The sequence below is a fragment of the Pantoea deleyi genome (assembly GCF_022647325.1).
Lineage (GTDB): Bacteria > Pseudomonadota > Gammaproteobacteria > Enterobacterales > Enterobacteriaceae > Pantoea > Pantoea deleyi.
Map to the genome: position 1 here is coordinate 1,656,842 of NZ_CP071405.1, position 18,492 is coordinate 1,675,333.

Consider the following 18,492-nt stretch of genomic DNA (forward strand, 5'->3'; position numbering starts at 1 on the left):
GCTTTTAAGAGTTTCGCTACATTCATCACCCCTTCAAAGGCGAATAATTACCGGATAACGATAAAGCAATAGTGATTTCCTCGCGTTGACTTTCCCCTCTTCTGACCTACACAGCAGGAGTCATTGAATGAATCAGATGAAGTCAGACAAGATACTGTGGGTAGACACCCTGAAGGGCGCCTGCATCATGCTGGTGGTGCTCTACCACACGGTGCTGCCCGGTTTCGAAGGCACACTGAAATATCTCTCTGCCGGCTGGATCCCCGCTGAAATATGGGTACAGTTTAATACGGTTCTGTCGCCATTACGGATGCCCGCCTTTTTCTTTGTGTCGGGATTGCTGGCAACCAACGGTATTATTAACCGGCCCTGGAAACAGGTCTTTACCAGTCGCATTACCAATCTCTTTTATCTCTATATTCTGTGGGGGTTTATTCAGTGGTGGTCTATCGTCGGTATCTCGACGGAAATTACCGGCCAGCGTATTTCGCAGAATCTTAATGCCGCCTATGCCGGTTCATTGTGGGAGTTTCTCCGGCTGACCTTTATGGCCATGAGTACCTCATGGTATCTCTACGGGCTGGGGATCTATTTCCTCTGCGCGAAAATTTTCCGTGATTATAAGCTGGCCCTGGTGGCGGTTGCCGTGCTGCTGAATTATCTGGCGGTGGAAAAGGTGATCCCCTACTGGGGACCGCAGAGTCTGGCGCAATATTTCCTCTTCTTCCTGTTAGGCGCGTTCTGGAGTCAGACCATGCTGCGCCTGAGTGAATGGCGCCGGGAGAATCTGCTGCCCTGGGCGGCGCTGGCGGCGGTCGCCGGAATTCATGTGATCTTCGGCCTCGATAAGAGCCTGTTCCTCTGTGTGCTGGCGGTGCTGTTCAGTATTGCCGCCTGCCGCTGGCTGAATCAGCACTTCAGCATGCGCTATCTCAACTGGGTCGGGCGCAATACGCTGCAGATTTACGTACTGCATCGCATTTTTATCGAGTTCTTTGGTATGACCGCGATTCAGTTTGCGCAGCGGCACCATCTGTTTGAGCAGGCGTGGTTTTCGTGGCTCTGGGCCTGTTTCTATCCGGTGGCCATTGTGGGGCTCTGCTCGCTCAGCTCGGTCGCCATCTGGTCGCTGACCAATCGCGGCGTCGGCCAGTCGCTGTTTGTCTTCCCGACACTGCTGAAGAGGTCGCCTGGCGGCGTGAGCAGGGGGTAAAGAGCAGATTGACGGGCAACAGGCTGACGCTGGGCGGATTTTAAATAGCAGCGAGGTTGCTCTGAACGGTTCTGGCCCGTCAGGCGCGGAAGTGTTCGCTGCGCGAAAGGGCGGTAGTTTCACGCTGATCGGTTTCGCCCGCCAGGCGTCGGAGAGTTTCAGTTCGCCCGTGCGGGCGGACGCGTCAAGGGGCGGAGGCCCGCCCCTTAACAATCCCGGCATCCGGCTGCCTCCGCGCCCCGCTTCGCGGGGTGCCCTCGTCACGCCCTGCGGCCTGCGGACCGTCCGGACTCGCCATCCCTGGCTCGCGCCGTCCTTTCGCCGACGTCCTGTCGGCGCATCCTGGCCGCCGGTTGTTCCTCAGCGCTGCGGACGCCTCTCCCAACCGTTCATAGTGTTTTTGGCGTGCAGCCTCTGACAGCCTTTTAGCCAGCCCCGCGAATAAACAGATATAAAATGACAGGTACATGCACAAAAAGTGATTGCCTGTGATTAAGCCAGTACGGAAGTCACGGGAAGCCCGGACACCTGCCGCGATAAAAGACCAGACAGTAAGAGAAGAAATAACAGCGGGGAGGGAGGCCGTCAGAACCGCTGAGCGGGTGAGGGATTTCAGGACAAGCGACAGGGATGTCGCGAAGAGGCGGGCTCGCGCCAGGGATGGCGCGTCCCGCCGGTCCGTGAGAAATCCGGATGAAGCGAAGGGACCGCGAAGCGGCGGTGATGCAGGCCGGAGCCCGGGGTCAGGGGGGCGCGGCGACTGGCGCGCCCTTGTCGGTCGCCTGCAGAGGCGGGCCTGAAACTGCCCGGCTCGCCAGGCGAACGAAATCCGCGCAGGGTAAAACCACGGCCAGCCGAACGAAGCCCACCCCATACCCAGTCGCGAAGCGAACGCATCTGCCGTCAGGCAACATCCTGCACCATTGCCAGGCGAACAAAACACCCATCCGCCCAGCCCCTTAATCTCCCCGGTTAACCGATAGTCATCAGACTGGCGTTACCGCCCGCCGCCGCGGTATTTACACTCAGCGAACGCTCGATCAGCAGACGCTCCAGCAGCAGATTCGTCTCGCCGCGGGCGAAGCCCTGCACCGACACAATCGCGCCGTCACGCGCCGCAATCTGTTCACACAGGGTGCGCAGCTGATCGGCATCGCCGTGGTAGATCACCGCATCAAACTCAGCCGTTAACGGGTCGCGCGCCAGTTTAATACGCGCTTTCACCGCATCCGGCAGCGAGGTCAGCAGGGCGCGATGCAGCTCATCATCCTGCCACAGGGCTTTGCTGCCGACGCTGGTTACCGCAGCCAGCTGGATCAGCGCGTCCTGCTCATTGTCCGCCAGGCAGAGCACCCGGTCGCGAGGCAACAGCGAGAAGGTGTTACGCTCGCCAGTCGGGCCAGGCAGCAGCCGGACGACGCCCGCCTGAGCCAGTTCGCCATAGTGCTGACACAGCTCAGCCAGGCCAGGCTTCTCTTTCGCCCAGTGGCTCAGCGCCTGATGCGGAGCCAGCAGAGAGTGGCGCAGCGTACTGTCTGCCGGACGCTCTGCATCCTGACGATCAAAGGTCAGACGCAGTGCGCTATCCGGGCGATTAGCCAGCAGGCGATAGAGGTAGAGCGGGCCACCGGCTTTCGGACCGGTGCCAGACAGGCCTTCGCCGCCAAACGGCTGCACGCCGACTACTGCACCCACCATGTTACGGTTCACGTAAAGGTTCCCGACACGCGCATTCGCCGTAACCTGGGCGATGGTCTCATCGATACGGGTGTGGACACCCAGCGTCAGACCGTAGCCAGAGGCGTTAATCTGATCGATCACCTGTGGCAGCGCAGTGCGGCTGAAGCGCACGACGTGCAGCACCGGACCAAAAATCTCTTTATCCAGATCGCTGACCTGATTCAGTTCAATCAGGGTGGGTTTGACAAAGGTGCCGCTGTTCCACTCTTTACTGTCCTGCGGGTTTTCCTGCACCGCCTGGTAAACGGTAAAGCCTTTGTTGCGCATCGCCTGAATATGACGGTCGATATTGGCTTTCGCTTCGGCATCGATCACCGGACCGATGTCGGTTGAAAAACGCTCAGGATTGCCCATGCGGCATTCGGCCATCGCACCGCGCAGCATCTTCAGCGTATGGTCAGCCACATCCTCCTGAATACAGAGCAGACGCAGGGCAGAGCAGCGCTGTCCGGCACTGTCGAAGGCGGAGGCGACGATATCGACCACCACCTGCTCGGTGAGGGCAGAAGAGTCGACGATCATGGCATTCATGCCGCCGGTTTCTGCGATCAGCGGCGTCGGACGACCCTGCGGATCAAGACGACCGGCCAGGTTGCGCTGCAGCAGCGTCGCCACCGCCGTCGAGCCGGTAAACATGACGCCGCGCACCCGATCGTCGCCGGTCAGCTGCGCGCCCACGGTTTCACCCTGACCCGGCAGCAGCTGCAGCACGCCAGCGGGTACGCCCGCATCCAGCAGGATCTGAACCGCCTGGGCTGCAATCAGCGGCGTCTGCTCGGCCGGTTTTGCCAGCACACTGTTGCCTGCAGCCAGAGCGGCGGCAATCTGACCGGTGAAGATCGCCAGCGGGAAGTTCCAGGGGCTGATGCAGACCACCGGCCCCAGCGGACGATGCGTCTCGTTGTCGAAATCGTCACGCACCATCCCGGCGTAGTAATAGAGGAAATCTACCGCTTCACGCACTTCGGCGATGGCGTTGTTGTAGGTCTTGCCCGCTTCCCGCACCAGGATGCCGAGCAGCTGCTGCATCTGGCCTTCCATAATCTGTGCGGCGCGTTCCAGAATGGCGGCGCGCTCCTGTGGCGGTGTGGCGAACCAGATCGGACCGCTGTTGACGGCGGCATCCAGCGCCACGGAAACCTCCTGCTCCGTCGCGTCGCGCACCTGGCCGACCCGATCGTTTGGCGCGGCCGGGTTCAGAATGTCACGCAGTTCACCGGCACCGGCTTCCCCCTCAATCATCGGTTCCGCCAGACAGGGCTGAGCGGCGCTGCTCAGCAGGGCGCTGGAGAGGGAGGCGAGACGGTGCTCGTTGGCCATATCCAGACCCGCGGAGTTCACGCGATTTTCCCCGTAGAGTTCGCGCGGCAGCGGGATCTTCGGATGCGGCAGGCCGATGGCACCTTCGCTGACGCCCAGTTTTTCAACGGCGCTGACCGGATCGGCCACCAGTTCGTCGATCGGCAGCGAGGTATCGGCGATGCGGTTCACGAAGGAAGTGTTCGCGCCGTTCTCCAGCAGGCGGCGAACCAGATAGGCCAGCAGCGTCTCATGGGTGCCGACCGGCGCATAAATACGGCAGGGACGGTTCAGTTTGCCGTCCGCCACTTTGCCAACCACCTGCTCATAGAGCGGTTCGCCCATGCCGTGCAGACACTGGAACTCATACTGACCCGGATAGTAGTTATTGCCTGCCAGCTGATAAATCGCCGCCAGAGTGTGGGCGTTGTGCGTGGCGAACTGCGGATAGATCAGGTTCGGCACAGCGAGCAGCTTACGGGCGCACGCCAGGTAAGAGATGTCGGTGTAGACCTTGCGGGTGTAAACCGGATAGCCCTCCAGCCCTTCCATCTGTGCGCGTTTGATTTCGCTGTCCCAGTAAGCGCCTTTTACCAGACGGATCATCAGGCGACGACGGCTGCGCTGCGCCAGATCGACCAGCTCATCGATCACAAACGGACAGCGTTTCATGTAAGCCTGGATGACGAAGCCGATACCGTTCCAGCCTTCCAGTTCCGGCTCGAAACAGAGCTTCTCCAGCATATCCAGCGACAGCTCCAGACGGTCGGCCTCTTCGGCATCGATGTTGATGCCGATGTCATAGGTGCGCGCCAGCAGCGTCAGCGATTTCAGAGTCGGGTAGAGCTCCTCCATAACGCGCTCATACTGCGCACGGCTGTAGCGGGGATGCAGGGCGGAGAGCTTGATGGAGATGCCGGGGCCTTCATAGATGCCGCGGCCGTTTGAGGCTTTACCAATCGCATGGATCGCCTGCTGATAAGAGAGCAGGTAGGCTTTGGCATCACCGGCTGTCAGCGCCGCTTCGCCCAGCATATCATAGGAGTAGCGGAACCCTTTCTCTTCCAGCTTGCGGGCGTTCGCCAGCGCTTCGGCAATCGTTTCACCGGTAACGAACTGCTCGCCCATCAGACGCATCGCCATATCCACGCCTTTGCGGATCAGCGGTTCGCCACCTTTACCGATAATGCGGTTCAGCGAGCTAGAGAGGTTCGACTCGTTGTGGGTCGACACCAGGCGGCCGGTGAACAGCAGGCCCCAGGTGGCCGCGTTAACAAACAGGGAGGGGCTGCGGCCCAGATGCGACTGCCAGTTGCCGTTGCTGATCTTGTCACGGATCAGGGCATCGCGCGTCGGCTTGTCCGGAATTCGCAACAGCGCCTCGGCCAGGCACATCAGCGCCACGCCTTCGTGGGAAGAGAGCGAGAACTCCTGCAGCAGGCTCTGCACCATACCGGCGCGTCCGGTTGCTCCTTTCTGGTGCCGCAGCTTGTCGGCAAGCTGATAGGCCAGTTGATGGGTTTTCTCCGCCAGTGCCGCCGGTAAGCGCGCCTGCTCCAGCAGCATCGGCACCGCATCGGTTTCCGGGCGACGCCATGCTGCGGTCACGGCAGAACGGGTCACGGACTGCGGTAAAATCTGCTCTGCAAAGTCGAGGAAGGGCTGGTGTATCTCCTCGGGCTGGATGTCGTCAGCCTCCGCAACGGCCTGGGCTGAAAGCGGGATCTCTGGCAGGCTATCACCGGTTTCCAGTTGGCCCAGGTAGGAGAAGATCGCCTGTTTGATCAGCCAGTGTGGCGTGCGATCGATACGCTGCGCAGCCAGTTTGATGCGCTCACGTGTTGCGTCATCCAGTTTTACACCCATGGTGGTTGTACCCATGACTCCAGAGCTCCTTAATAGTGGTTCGATACGGCGTTGGCTGCACTATCACTTAAGTTGCAACTTTGTGCAACCGTGTTAAATGTGAGCCAGTTAACACCCTTTTAACGTCGTCAATTGTTAAATCCGCCAATGCGGCATGAATCTTGCTGCAAGATCCTCGCCAGGTTTGCAGGCCCGTTAAAAAGCGGGTTCAGAGCAGGTAAGACCCAGGTGCAACCGGATAACTGTGAGCGAGTGCAACCTCTGAGCACGTTTTAACAGCTGGTTAGTGAAATCACTGTAACGCCTGTGTTAAATCCATTGTGCGCGCCCCGGCTTTCCGGCAGGATACCGCGCCGCTGGGAAATGAGTGACCCCCTGACACAGAAAATCGGCCCGCGCTGCCCCGTTCCGGCAGGCGGGTGGCTGGCGATTTCTCTGGGATATCAAATAATAAGTGGAGAGACAGATGAGTGTAAGTACACCAATGCTGGTGACCTTTGTGATTTATATACTCGGGATGGTGTTGATTGGTTTGGCTGCCTACCGCTCAACCAAAAACTTCGACGATTACATCCTCGGTGGCCGCAGTCTGGGTAGCGTGGTAACGGCACTCTCTGCCGGTGCATCCGACATGAGCGGCTGGCTGCTGATGGGATTGCCTGGCGCCATCTTCATCTCCGGTATCTCTGAAAGCTGGATTGCGATTGGTCTGACGATCGGGGCCTGGCTGAACTGGAAAATCGTGGCGGGTCGCCTGCGGGTGCAGACCGAACATCACAACAACGCGCTGACCCTGCCGGACTTCTTTACCAGCCGCTTTGAAGATCACAGCAAAATTCTGCGGGTGATCTCTGCCATCGTGATTCTGGTGTTCTTTACCATCTACTGTGCGTCGGGCGTGGTCGCCGGGGCGCGTCTGTTTGAGAGCACCTTCGGCATGAGTTATGAGACCGCCCTGTGGGCCGGTGCAGCCGCAACCATCCTCTATACGCTGATTGGCGGCTTTCTGGCGGTGAGCTGGACCGACACCGTGCAGGCCAGCCTGATGATTTTTGCGCTGATCCTGACGCCGGTCTTTGTGATTATCGCGGTTGGCGGCTGGTCAGATTCGATGGCGGTCATTCAGGCGAAGAGCCTGGAAAATCTCGACATGCTCAAGGGGCTGAACTTCGTGGCGGTGATCTCGCTGCTGGGCTGGGGTCTGGGCTACTTCGGCCAGCCGCATATTCTGGCGCGCTTCATGGCGGCGGATTCGCATCGCTCTATCCGCACGGCGCGCCGCATCGGTATGGCGTGGATGGTGCTCTGCCTGGCCGGTGCCGTGGCGGTCGGCTTCTTCGGTATTGCCTACTTCCAGAACAACCCGGCGCTGGCGGCGGGCGTGAACGCCAACGCCGAGCGGGTCTTTATCGAGCTGGCGCGTATCCTCTTCAACCCGTGGATTGCCGGTATCCTGCTCTCCGCGATTCTGGCGGCCGTGATGTCCACCCTGAGCTGTCAGCTGCTGGTCTGCTCCAGCGCCCTGACCGAGGATCTCTATAAAGGCTTCCTGCGCAAAAAGGCGAGCCAGAAAGAGCTGGTGTGGGTGGGGCGTCTGATGGTGCTGCTGGTGGCGCTGATTGCGATTGCGCTGGCCTCCAATCCGGAAAACCGTGTCCTGGGCCTGGTGAGCTACGCCTGGGCAGGTTTCGGTGCCGCCTTTGGTCCGGTCGTGCTGTTCGGCGTCTGCTGGAAACGCATGAACCGCAACGGCGCGCTGGCCGGAATGATTGTCGGTGCCCTGACCGTGCTGGTGTGGAAACAGTATGGCTGGCTGGGACTGTATGAAATCATCCCGGGCTTTATTTTCGCCAGCATCGCGATTGTGCTCTTCAGCCTGCTGGGACGTGAACCCTCGGCCGCCGCGCAGCAGCGCTTTGCCGCGGCGGAAGCAGAGTACCTGGCGAAATAAGCCAGGCTGCTGACGCGCAGGCCCGCCCCGAAAAGGGCGGGCCTTTTTGTTACAAAGATAAATCACCTGAGAATGAAATTATCTCCACCGGCAACTTGTTTTTTTCGCAGCGATAATGATAATCGGTATCGTTTACACTTTACCTGATTTTACCGTTGATTGACGCTGCTTAACATTCAAGAGGTTGGCAATGTTTGTTCCCTTTCTCATCATGCTGCGCGAAGGCATCGAAGCCGCACTGATTGTCAGCCTCATCGCCAGCTATCTCAAACGCACCCAGCGCACCCAATGGTTTCCGGCCTTGTGGGCTGGCGTGTTTATCGCCGCCGCGCTCTGTCTGGGCCTGGGTCTCTTCATCAATGCCACCACGGGTGAATTTCCGCAAAAAGAGCAGGAGCTGTTTGAAGGCATCGTGGCGCTGATCGCGGTGGTGATCCTGACCTCGATGGTGTTCTGGATGCGCAAAGTGGCGCGCAACATTCGCGTCGAGCTGGAGCAGGCGGTCGATCAGGCGCTGCAGCGCTCGGGCCGTGGCGGGGTGGCGCTGGTGCTGATGGTGTTTCTGGCCGTGGCGCGTGAGGGGCTGGAATCGGTGTTCTTCCTGCTGGCCGCCTTTACCCAGGACGTGGGCTATGCACCGCCGATCGGGGCCGTGCTCGGGCTGGCGACAGCGGTGGTGCTCGGCATGCTGCTCTACTGGGGCGGCATCCGTCTGAACATGGCGCGATTCTTCCGCTGGACCAGCGTCTTTATCCTGTTTGTCGCGGCGGGCCTGGCGGCGGGGGCGATTCGCGCCTTCCACGAAGCGGGGCTGTGGAACCGCTATCAGGCGGTGGCGTTCGATCTCAGCAACACCTTATCGACCCATTCGCTGTCTGGCACCCTGCTGGAAGGGATACTGGGGTATCAGGAGGCGCCCAGCGTCAGTGAAGTGACGGTCTACTTCGCCTATCTGATTCCGGCGCTGATTCTGTTTTTCATGCCTGCGCGGCCTGCTGCGTCGGCCACGGTGTAATGCACCATTTAACGGGCGCACTTTGCGCCTGCAACGTGATAGGGAAAGAGAGATGACAATGCGTTTTCGCCGCAAGGCACTGCTGCTTCCTCTGCTGGCGATCTCCGCTTCGGCGGCCGCGGCGGTTCCTCAGGTTACCGTAAGCGTCAACGACAGGCAGTGTGAGCCGATGAGCGTAACGGTCAAGGCCGGTAAGACCCAGTTCCTGATTAAGAACAACAGCCAGAAAGCGCTGGAGTGGGAGATCCTGAAAGGGGTGCTGGTGGTCGAAGAGCGTGAAAACATCGCGCCGGGCTTCAGTCAGAAGCTGACCGCCACGCTGGCGCCGGGCGAATATGAGATGACCTGCGGCCTGCTGAGTAACCCTAAAGGTAAGCTGATCGTCGAGGCAGGCGAGGGCGCGGCCAAAGGAGCGACATCGGCGCGAATGCAGCTCGAAGGGCCGATCACCGCCTATAAAACCTACGTGACCGGGCAGGTCAGTCAGCTGGTCAGCAGCACACAGGCCTTTACGGATGCCGTGAAAGCCGGTGACACAGAAAAAGCCAAAGCGCTGTATGCGCCAACCCGCCAGTACTATGAGCGTATCGAGCCGATTGCTGAACTCTTCTCCGACCTCGACGGCAGCATTGATGCCCGCGAGGATGACTATGAGAAGAAAGCTGCCGATCCCAAATTCACCGGCTTCCACCGTCTGGAGAAGGCGCTGTTCGGGGATAACAGTACCCAGGGCATGGCAGGGTATGCGGACCAGCTTAATAAGGATGTCCACGATCTGCAGACGCGCATCAACGAACTCGCCTTCCCGCCAGCGAAAGTGGTCGGCGGGGCAGCGGGCCTGATCGAAGAGGTGGCTTCCAGCAAAATTTCCGGTGAGGAAGATCGTTACAGCCGCACCGACCTGTGGGACTTCCAGGCGAACATCGACGGCGCGCAGAAGATTGTGGAGCTGCTGCGTCCGCTGGTCAGCAAAGAGAACCCGGCGTTGCTGGCGAAGGTGGATGCCAACTTTAAGAAGGTGGATGCGATCCTGAGCAAGTACCGCACTAAAACCGGCTTCGACTCTTACGAGAAGCTGACCAGCGCCGACCGGAATGCGCTGAAAGGGCCGATCACCGCGCTGGCGGAAGATCTTTCATTACTTCGTGGTACGTTGGGTCTGGATTAATCATGAGTCGCAAGGAAGATGACGCGCAGCCAGCGCGTCGTCGTTTATTAAAGGGGCTGGGCCTGCTGGGTGGTGCAGCCGCCCTGGGCGGAGGCTGTCCGTTCCACGCCGCCCGCGCCGGGACGTTTTCACCGGGCACCGTGACACCGCAGGCGCGGCAGCAGAGTCAGCCGTTTTATGGTCAGCATCAGGCGGGCATCACGACGCCACAGCAGGCCTCAATGATGCTGGTGGCGTTTGACCTGCTCAGCAGCGATAAAGCGGAGCTGGTGCGTCTGTTTCGTCTGCTGACCCAGCGCATCGCCTTTCTGACCCACGGCGGCCCGGCACCGGCGGTGACAAATCCACAGCTGCCGCCTATGGATTCCGGCATTCTGGGGCCGACGATCGCGCCCGACAACCTGACGATAACCGTTTCGGTCGGTCACTCGCTGTTTGACGAACGTTTCGGGCTGGCCGCGCACAAGCCGGCAAAATTGCAGCCGATGACGCGCTTTCCCAACGATTCGCTTGATGCCGATCAGTGTCATGGCGACCTGCTGCTGCAGATCTGCGCCAACACCCAGGATACGGTAATCCATGCCCTGCGTGACATCATCAAACACACGCCTGACCTGCTCGGCGTACGCTGGCGGCGTGAAGGTTTTATCTCTGAACATGCCGCGCGCAGTCAGGGTCAGGAGACCCCGATCAACCTGCTGGGATTCAAAGATGGCACCGCCAATCCCGATACCCGCGATGCGGCGCTGATGAATCAGCTGCTCTGGGTAACGGCAGACCAGCAGGAGCCCGCATGGGCGCGCAACGGCAGCTATCAGGCTGTGCGGCTCATCCGCTTCCATGTGGAAATGTGGGACCGTACGCCGCTGGGCGAGCAGCAGACTATCTTTGGCCGGGAGAAGCTGAGCGGCGCGCCGCTGGGGATGCAGCATGAACATGACGTGCCGGATTACGCCCGCGACCCGGACGGCGAGGTGATTGCGCTGGATGCCCACATCCGGCTCGCCAACCCCCGAACCCCGGAGACGGCCAGCAGTCTGATGCTGCGCCGCGGTTACAGCTACTCGGCCGGCATCTCCGCCGCCGGGCAGCTGGATATGGGCCTGCTGTTTGTCTGCTATCAGCACGATCTGGAGCGCGGTTTTCTCACGGTTCAGCAGCGTCTGAATGGGGAAGCGCTGGAAGAATATATCCGGCCTTTTGGCGGCGGTTACTTTTTTGCGCTGCCCGGCGTCCCCGACGCCAGCCATTATTTAGGGCAGTCGCTGCTGGAAGCCTGATTAAAATATCATCACAATGGGCGTGCCGTTGACGGCCCGCCCATCATTACCGTTTTATGCGCCTGACGCGGTGAGTTTTTACTGAGATTCCACAGAATGTCAGCCTGCCAGAAATAACGCAAATAACTGTAATTGTTCGTTTTTACATTTTATCGAAAAAGAAATGTTAACGCGCGATTAGCAATTCCTTTGCCAGCAGATAAAATTAGAGTTGCAAAGGCCCAACAAAATGGTGCACTTTATTAAACAGGCGTAATCGGATGTGTTGATGTATCACACTGGAGTTCGCGCATGGGTCGATTCTTTTCTGGAAAGTCACTGCCGTTAAATAAATTGCGCCTGAACGCGAGGGCAATTCTGCCTCGTTATCTCTCCCTTTCTTTAACCCTTTCTTTTGTTCTGCAATCAGTGTTATCCGGTGATCAGCGACGTCTGTGCGCTGCTGCATACCCCTTATCCTGTCCTGTCATGGCTCTGAAGGAAGCCAACTGAAACCTCTAAAGCGTTCACGTAATCGCAACGGGCTACGCGCCTGACGCGGGAAATGAAACCAACTGAAAGGTGCCACTATGGGAAGACAGAAAGCAGTGATCAAAGCACGTCGTGAAGCAAGAAGAGTGCTTCGTAGTGACTCACGTAGTCACCGTCAGCGTGAAGAAGAGTCGGTCACTTCGCTGGTGCATATGAGCGGACTGGACGCAATTGGCATGGCGCGCGACACGCGTGACCGTTTACCGATTGAGGCCCGCAACGACGCTCAGGCGCACTATCTTAACGCCATAGAAACCAAGCAGCTGATCTTCGCAACCGGTGAAGCCGGATGCGGTAAAACCTGGATCAGCGCCGCGAAAGCGGCTGAGGCCCTGATTCATAAGGATATCGACAGGATTATCGTTACGCGCCCGGTACTGCAGGCAGATGAGGATCTGGGCTTCCTGCCCGGCGATATTTCTGAGAAGTTCGCCCCTTATTTCCGTCCGGTCTATGACATTCTGGTTAAACGTCTTGGCGCATCATTTATGCAATATTGTCTGCGTCCGGAAATCGCCAAGGTCGAGATTGCGCCGTTCGCCTATATGCGAGGCCGCACGTTCGAAAATGCCGTGGTGATTCTGGATGAGGCGCAGAACGTCACCGCCGCGCAGATGAAGATGTTCCTGACCCGACTGGGCGAAAACGTCACGGTCATTGTAAACGGCGATATTACCCAGTGCGACTTGCCCGCTGGGGTGCCGTCTGGTCTCGCGGACGCGCTGGCGCGTTTTGAAGAGGACGAGATGGTCGGCATTGTGCGCTTCGGCAAAGAGGATTGTGTGCGTTCTGCGCTGTGTCAGCGCACCCTGCATGCGTATAGCTAGCGTTTGATTGAGTAAGAAGTGTAGCGCCCAAACCCGGCTCCGGCCGGGTTTTCTTTTTGTGTACTGCGGCAGACCCGCACGGACAGCAGCCTCCGGCTGGATGCCGTCAGCGCCAATGGAAAGAGGGGGCCTTGCCGGTCCCGCATGGCCCGACCGGTCCGCCTCTGTTAACGCAGTTTGCCGTTTTCCCGAATGCCTTTAGCGCCTCCGGACCCTCCCGCAGCGTGCTGGCACCCCGATACCCGCGTCAGAAGCGGCAGATCGACGCGGTCACAGATCTGCATCTTGCCCGCCCTGAAATAGGTGAACTGACTCTCACATTTCCATGAAACCGGTTGCATGGCTCTGGTTCCAGGTTACGGTGAAACCGGTTATATGGTCATTGTTCCGGATTGCTGCAGAGGCAGTCTCACCGTTTGTGGGACGCAATTACTGAATAAAGAAGGAAAACTGCATGGCTGTTATCAGGGATTACAACAGGTTAGCCAGTGACATTCTCCGGGAAGTGGGCGGAGAGGAGAATATCGTCAGTTTTACCCGCTGTGCCACCCGTCTGAGGCTGGTGCTGAATGAAACCCCGGCAGAGGCGAAGCGCAAGGTGCAGAGTCTGCCGGGCGTAATTGCGGTGGTGGAGAGCGGCGGGCAGTTTCAGGTGGTTATCGGCACGCATGTCGCCGATCTCTTTAATGCGATGTCGGGCCTGGTGAAAGAGACCGGCAGCGCTGCCAGCCAGCCGACAAAGACGCGCAGGCTGGATGCGGTGATCGCCACCATGTCGGCGGTGTTCGCCCCGATCGTCTATATCCTGGCGGCGGCAGGGATCCTGCAGGGGCTGCTGATTGTTGTCACGCTGATCGATGCTGACGTCAAAACGACGGGCACCTTCGCTGTGCTCAACTTTATGTCCTGGACCCCATTCGCTTTTCTGCCGGTCTTTATCGCCATGACGGCCGCCCGCCATTTTAAATGTAATCCCTTTATTGCCGTGCTCTGCTGTTGTGCCTTGATCAGTCCGGACTGGGCGACGCTGGCCGGACGGATCGCCGGCGGGGAGAGCCTCCATTTCCTCTTCTTTCCGCTCTCCGAAACGGTCTACACCTCGTCGGTTCTGCCGCCGTTGTTTCTGGTCTGGGCACTCTCACACTTTGAACGCCGCGTAGAGAAGTGGGTACCGGAGGTGGTCAGCCCGCTCTTTACGCCCCTGATCTGCTTCGTGGTGATCGTGCCGCTGACGCTGATTGTGATCGGCCCGATTACCACCTGGGCCGCGATGGGCGTCGCAGGTGGCTACAACGCTCTGTTCCAGGCGGCTCCGCCGGTCGCGGCGGCCGTGATTGGTGGCGTGTGGCAGATTATTGTTATCTTTGGCGTTCACTGGGGCATTACGCCCGTTATCATGGCGAACTTCGACACCCAGGGGTATGACTCCTTTCAGGCTTACCAGACGATAGCGGTGATCGGTCAGATGGCGGCCGTGTTTGGTGTGTTCCTGAAAACCCGCAACACGCAGCTAAAAGCCACCTCCATGTCGGCCGGTATCACCGCGATTTTCGGCATCACCGAACCCGCCATTTATGGTGTGACGCTGCGTTTTAAAAAGCCCTTTATCTGTGGCTGCATCGGCGGGGCGATCGGGGCGGTGGTTGCCAGCCTGTTCGGCAGCCTTTACTACGCCTATGCGGCACTGCCGGGCCTGTTTACGCTGGTTAATGCCATCAGCCCGGCAGCGCCGGTGTCGTTCATCGGGGAGCTGGTGGGCGCGGGGACCACGATAGTGCTGACCATCCTGATGGTGCAGTTTGTGGGTTTTGACGATCCCGTTAACGAAGAGGCGATGCCGTCGCCAGAGGTCAATACGCGGGCTGCCCCGCAAGCCACCCTGTCCGGCGGCATGGATATTCTCAGCCCGTTAAAAGGTAACGTGGTTGCGCTGGAGAGCGTGGCGGACGAAACCTTTGCCGGAAAGTTTCTGGGCGACGGACTCGCGATTAAGCCAGACGAGGGGAAAGTGGTGGCACCCTGCAACGCCACGGTCGCGACGCTGCTTCCCTCACATCATGCGATTGGCTTAATCTGTGAGAATGGCGCGGAGTTGCTGATCCATGTTGGCTTAAATACCGTTGAGCTGCAGGGCGAACATTTCCATCCGTTAGTGAAAGAGGGCGATGTGGTCAGCGCGGGCACGCCACTGCTGGAGTTCGACCAGATCAGTATCGAACGTAAAGGCTATGATCTGACGACACCGGTTCTGGTCGTGAACAGTGAGGAGTTCACATTGACGACGTACCGGTCGCAGGGCGCTGTCAGCACCGGCGTGCCGCTGATGTCGCTGGCATAAACGTCCACATGCAGGCAAGAGACGCCCAGGCTTCAGCGGCTGCGCTGTCTGCCGCGGCCTGTTGACACCGTTTCGGACGGGCCGGTGTGACTCATCCAATGACTGGAGTGGTGAATGGTAACAATACTGGATGTCGCCAGACTGGCCAGAGTATCCAAAGCGACCGTTTCACGCGCGCTGAGCGGCAAAGTCTTTGTACGCGAAGAGGTGAAGGCCAGAATTTTACAGGCGGTGGCGGAGACCGGCTATCGGCCCAACCGGCTGGCGCGTAATCTGTCGAATAATACGACCCATTCGGTCGGGCTGGTCATTACCAACGGGCTCTACAACGGCCCGTTCTTTTCAGGCATGGTTTATCAGGCGGCGACGCTCAGCGAGAAACACAACCGCCAGCTGGTGCTTGCGGACGGTAAACACAGTGCGCAGGATGAGCGTAACGCGATTGGACTTCTCCTTGAACTGCGCTGCGAAGCCATCATGATCTATCCCAAATATCTGTCGGTCAGCGAACTGGATGAGATTATTGATGAGAATCAGACGCCGATCGTGGTGATTAACCGCGAACTCATCCGAAACCGCACTCGCTGCGTGTTTACGGATCACCGGCGCAGTAGTGAAGAGATGATGGCGCATCTGCTGGCGCAGGGTCATACCCGGATTGCCTTTGTCAGGGGGAGCCGTGGCTCTCCGACCGGTGAGCAGCGTTTAGCGGGCTACCGTGATGCGCTGAAGAAGGCGGGCATCTGCCTGGATCCGCAGCTGGAGGTGCAGGGCGCCTGGAGTACCGAGAGCGGCTACGCGGCCGGGCGTGAGCTGCTGGCGCGGAACGTGGCGTTTACCTGTGTGCTGGCCGCCAATGACGATATGGCTATTGGTCTGGCAAAGGCCTTTCAGGAGGCGGGGAAAAGCGTGCCGGAAGCGATCTCTCTTGCCGGATTCGATGATGCGGTCATCGGAAAGTACTACACGCCCTCCTTAACGACCGTGCATGTTCCTATCGATGAGATGATCCGGGACGCGATGGAGATCGTGTTACGGCCTGAAGAGCGCGCCCTGTTTTCGCATCAGGGAACGCTGGTGCACCGGGATTCGGTCGCGCGCCTTGCGGAAACCCGCTGATCAGACAGGCTTCCTGCTTCTCTCGCTGTGCAACAGGCAAAAAAAAGCCTGAACGTTTGTTCAGGCTCTTCTTCAGAATGTGGCGGTGAGAGGGGGATGGATTCGCTGCGCTCACCCTGCGGGCAGCGTCGCAGGCTCCGCTGTCCAGCGCGCTGCGCTGTCGAACCCCGGCGGGGCTTCTCACCCCCTCTCGCTGTGCAATAGGCAAAAAAAAAGCCTGAACGTCTGTTCAGGCTCTTCTTCAGAATGTGGCGGTGAGAGGGGGATGGATTCGCTGTGCTCACCCTGCGGGCCGCGTCGCAGGCTCCGCTGTCCAGCGCGCTGCGCTGTCGAACCCCGGCGGGGCTTCTCACCCCCTCTCGCTGTGCAATAGGCAAAAAAAAAGCCTGAACGTTTGTTCAGGCTCTTCTTCAGAATGTGGCGGTGAGAGGGGGATGGATTCGCTGTGCTCACCCTGCGGGCCGCGTCGCAGGCTCCGCTGTCCAGCGCGCTGCGCACGCTGTCGAACCCCGGCGGGGCTTCTCACCCCCCTCTTGCCGTGCAATATGCAAAAAAAAAGCCTGAACGTCTGTTCAGGCTCTTCTTCAGAATGTGGCGGTGAGAGGGGGATTCGAACCCCCGATACGTTGCCGTATACACACTTTCCAGGCGTGCTCCTTCAGCCACTCGGACACCTCACCACATTTACTTCGCTGACCGCGCTGGGTCAACGGGGCGCTACTATAGGGAGTCGGCCGAAAGCGGTCAAGCACTATTTTTTTCTTTTGATCTATTCGCTTAAGCTCTGTACGAATCGATTTGCCACGCCGCAAAACCGGCGATTTATGCGCCTCTCTCTGCGGGAATCTTCACCATTTTGCGGCCCGGATCCGCGATACAGAGAAGAGCGGGGTGATGGCCACGGCACGCCTGCCGGCCCGGTATCACCCCGGCTAATCAACTTTTCACGCGGTTAGCGAAACTTTTACGCAGTTTCTGCAGCTTGGGCGGGATCACCGCCATGCAGTAGCCGTTGCGCTGACCGGCGCCTTCCCAGTAATCCTGGTGATAGGCTTCCGCCGGATACCACTCTTTCAGCGGCTCAATGGTAGTCACTACCGGCACGTCATGGTCCGCCTGAGCGCGAGCAATGGCGGCGCGCGCTTCCGCTTCCTGTTCCGCATTGGCCGGGAAAATCGCCGAGCGGTATTGCGTGCCGATGTCGTTACCCTGACGGTTAAGCTGCGTCGGATCATGCGTAACGAAGCTGATATCCAGCAGATCGCCGAAGCTCACTTTCTCCGGATCAAAGCCAATGCGAATCGCTTCGGCATGACCGGTGGCGCCGCTGCAGACCTGCTCATAGGTAGGGTTTGGCCGGGCGCCGCCGGTATAACCACTTTCCACCGACTCCACGCCGATCACATCTTTAAATACTGCCTCGGTGCACCAGAAACAGCCACCTGCGATCACTGCATATTCGATTGCCATAATTATTTACTCCTGTCAGGTCGAAAGAGTTGAATGGGGACGGAATGGGGGGCTTTCAACTACAACAGCATCTCAGGTTTAAAATCACCGCTCTTATCCAGCATTTTATCGCCCATCACGCTGAACCGCCCTTCGCCGGTGTAGTGCAGGGTCGCGGGATACTCCGGCTGTTCAGCGACATGCGCCTTCACGATTTCAAATATAAACAGGTTATAGCGGGCCACCATTGCATCGTCATAGAGCTGACATTCGAAGCTGGCAAAACATTCAGCAATCATCGGCGCGCCCACGACCTGGGCCGGTTCCGGTGTCAGGTTAAAGGCGCTGAATTTATCGAGCTGATCGCCGTGGCTGTTGCCGATACCGACCACTTCGTCAATCAGCGAGGCGGAGGGGATGTTCAGGACGCACTGACCGCTCTGGCGGATCAGTTCATGGCTGTGGTTCATGCCCGCGATCATGCAGCCGACAAGGGAGGGTGAAAACTCCAGCACGGTGTGCCAGCCGAGGGTCATGATGTCGTGGTGATCCTGATACTGCGAACTCAGCAGCAGCACCGGACCGGGTTCCAGATATTTGCGGGCTTTACTGACCGGAAAAGCATATTTGTGCATGCGCGGGCTCATGGCGTCACTCCGTCAAGGGAACGTAGCCATTAAGTGTAGAGCACGCTGA

The 18,492-nt window shown here is 58.9% G+C and carries 11 protein-coding genes, 1 tRNA gene and 3 other RNA genes; 8 read left to right on the forward strand and 7 right to left on the reverse strand.

Annotated elements, in window-relative coordinates:
• Window positions 1–127 precede the first annotated feature (127 nt).
• Window positions 128–1,213: an acyltransferase family protein gene (locus J1C59_RS07765; RefSeq protein WP_128084328.1), complete on the forward strand. Its 1,086-nt coding sequence runs from the start codon at window positions 128–130 to the stop codon at window positions 1,211–1,213.
• 972 nt (window positions 1,214–2,185) lie between these two features.
• On the opposite strand, the gene putA is transcribed toward J1C59_RS07765, so the two are convergent.
• On the reverse strand, window positions 2,186–6,133 hold the full coding sequence (gene putA / locus J1C59_RS07770) for a trifunctional transcriptional regulator/proline dehydrogenase/L-glutamate gamma-semialdehyde dehydrogenase (RefSeq protein ID WP_128085049.1): 3,948 nt from the start codon (window positions 6,131–6,133) through the stop codon (window positions 2,186–2,188).
• Window positions 6,134–6,584: 451 nt separating this feature from the next.
• Between putA and putP the strand changes: the two genes are divergently transcribed.
• The 7 genes from putP to J1C59_RS07805 all read left to right on the forward strand — a co-directional run bounded on the left by putP (window position 6,585) and on the right by J1C59_RS07805 (window position 16,347).
• Window positions 6,585–8,069: a sodium/proline symporter PutP gene (putP, locus tag J1C59_RS07775; protein WP_128085050.1), complete on the forward strand. Its 1,485-nt coding sequence runs from the start codon at window positions 6,585–6,587 to the stop codon at window positions 8,067–8,069.
• A gap of 190 nt (window positions 8,070–8,259) precedes the next feature.
• Window positions 8,260–9,084 carry an iron uptake transporter permease EfeU gene (gene efeU, locus J1C59_RS07780; protein WP_128085051.1) on the forward strand — a complete coding sequence of 275 codons (825 nt, stop codon included), beginning with the start codon at window positions 8,260–8,262 and terminating at the stop codon, window positions 9,082–9,084.
• 52 nt (window positions 9,085–9,136) lie between these two features.
• Entirely contained in the window at window positions 9,137–10,252 is a 1,116-nt protein-coding gene (gene efeO / locus J1C59_RS07785; RefSeq protein ID WP_128085052.1) for an iron uptake system protein EfeO, read from the forward strand.
• Window positions 10,253–10,254: 2 nt separating this feature from the next.
• Complete coding sequence (gene efeB / locus J1C59_RS07790) at window positions 10,255–11,532, forward strand: iron uptake transporter deferrochelatase/peroxidase subunit (protein WP_128085053.1); 1,278 nt, start codon at window positions 10,255–10,257, stop codon at window positions 11,530–11,532.
• Window positions 11,533–12,101: 569 nt separating this feature from the next.
• Window positions 12,102–12,890, forward strand: a complete 789-nt coding sequence (phoH, locus tag J1C59_RS07795; RefSeq protein WP_169714124.1) for a phosphate starvation-inducible protein PhoH — start codon at window positions 12,102–12,104, stop codon at window positions 12,888–12,890.
• A 454-nt stretch (window positions 12,891–13,344) separates the two neighbouring features.
• The gene (locus J1C59_RS07800; protein WP_128085054.1) at window positions 13,345–15,228 is read left to right on the forward strand and encodes a glucose PTS transporter subunit IIA; all 1,884 of its coding nucleotides are present in this window, start codon (window positions 13,345–13,347) and stop codon (window positions 15,226–15,228) included.
• Between the two features lie 114 nt (window positions 15,229–15,342).
• Complete coding sequence (locus tag J1C59_RS07805) at window positions 15,343–16,347, forward strand: LacI family DNA-binding transcriptional regulator (protein ID WP_128085055.1); 1,005 nt, start codon at window positions 15,343–15,345, stop codon at window positions 16,345–16,347.
• 80 nt (window positions 16,348–16,427) lie between these two features.
• On the opposite strand, the gene J1C59_RS07810 is transcribed toward J1C59_RS07805, so the two are convergent.
• From J1C59_RS07810 to J1C59_RS07835, 6 genes are all read right to left on the reverse strand, one after another.
• Window positions 16,428–16,551, reverse strand: a non-coding RNA gene (locus tag J1C59_RS07810) — RtT sRNA.
• Window positions 16,552–16,596: 45 nt separating this feature from the next.
• Window positions 16,597–16,720: non-coding RNA, RtT sRNA (locus J1C59_RS07815), on the reverse strand.
• A gap of 45 nt (window positions 16,721–16,765) precedes the next feature.
• A non-coding RNA gene (locus J1C59_RS07820) (RtT sRNA) lies at window positions 16,766–16,894 on the reverse strand.
• Between the two features lie 45 nt (window positions 16,895–16,939).
• A tRNA-Ser gene (locus J1C59_RS07825) sits at window positions 16,940–17,027 on the reverse strand.
• Between the two features lie 256 nt (window positions 17,028–17,283).
• Window positions 17,284–17,817, reverse strand: coding sequence for a peptide-methionine (S)-S-oxide reductase MsrA (gene msrA, locus J1C59_RS07830; RefSeq protein ID WP_031594591.1), 534 nt, complete (start codon window positions 17,815–17,817; stop codon window positions 17,284–17,286).
• Window positions 17,818–17,876: 59 nt separating this feature from the next.
• The gene (locus J1C59_RS07835; protein WP_208721831.1) at window positions 17,877–18,443 is read right to left on the reverse strand and encodes a flavin reductase family protein; all 567 of its coding nucleotides are present in this window, start codon (window positions 18,441–18,443) and stop codon (window positions 17,877–17,879) included.
• Window positions 18,444–18,492: the final 49 nt, after the last annotated feature.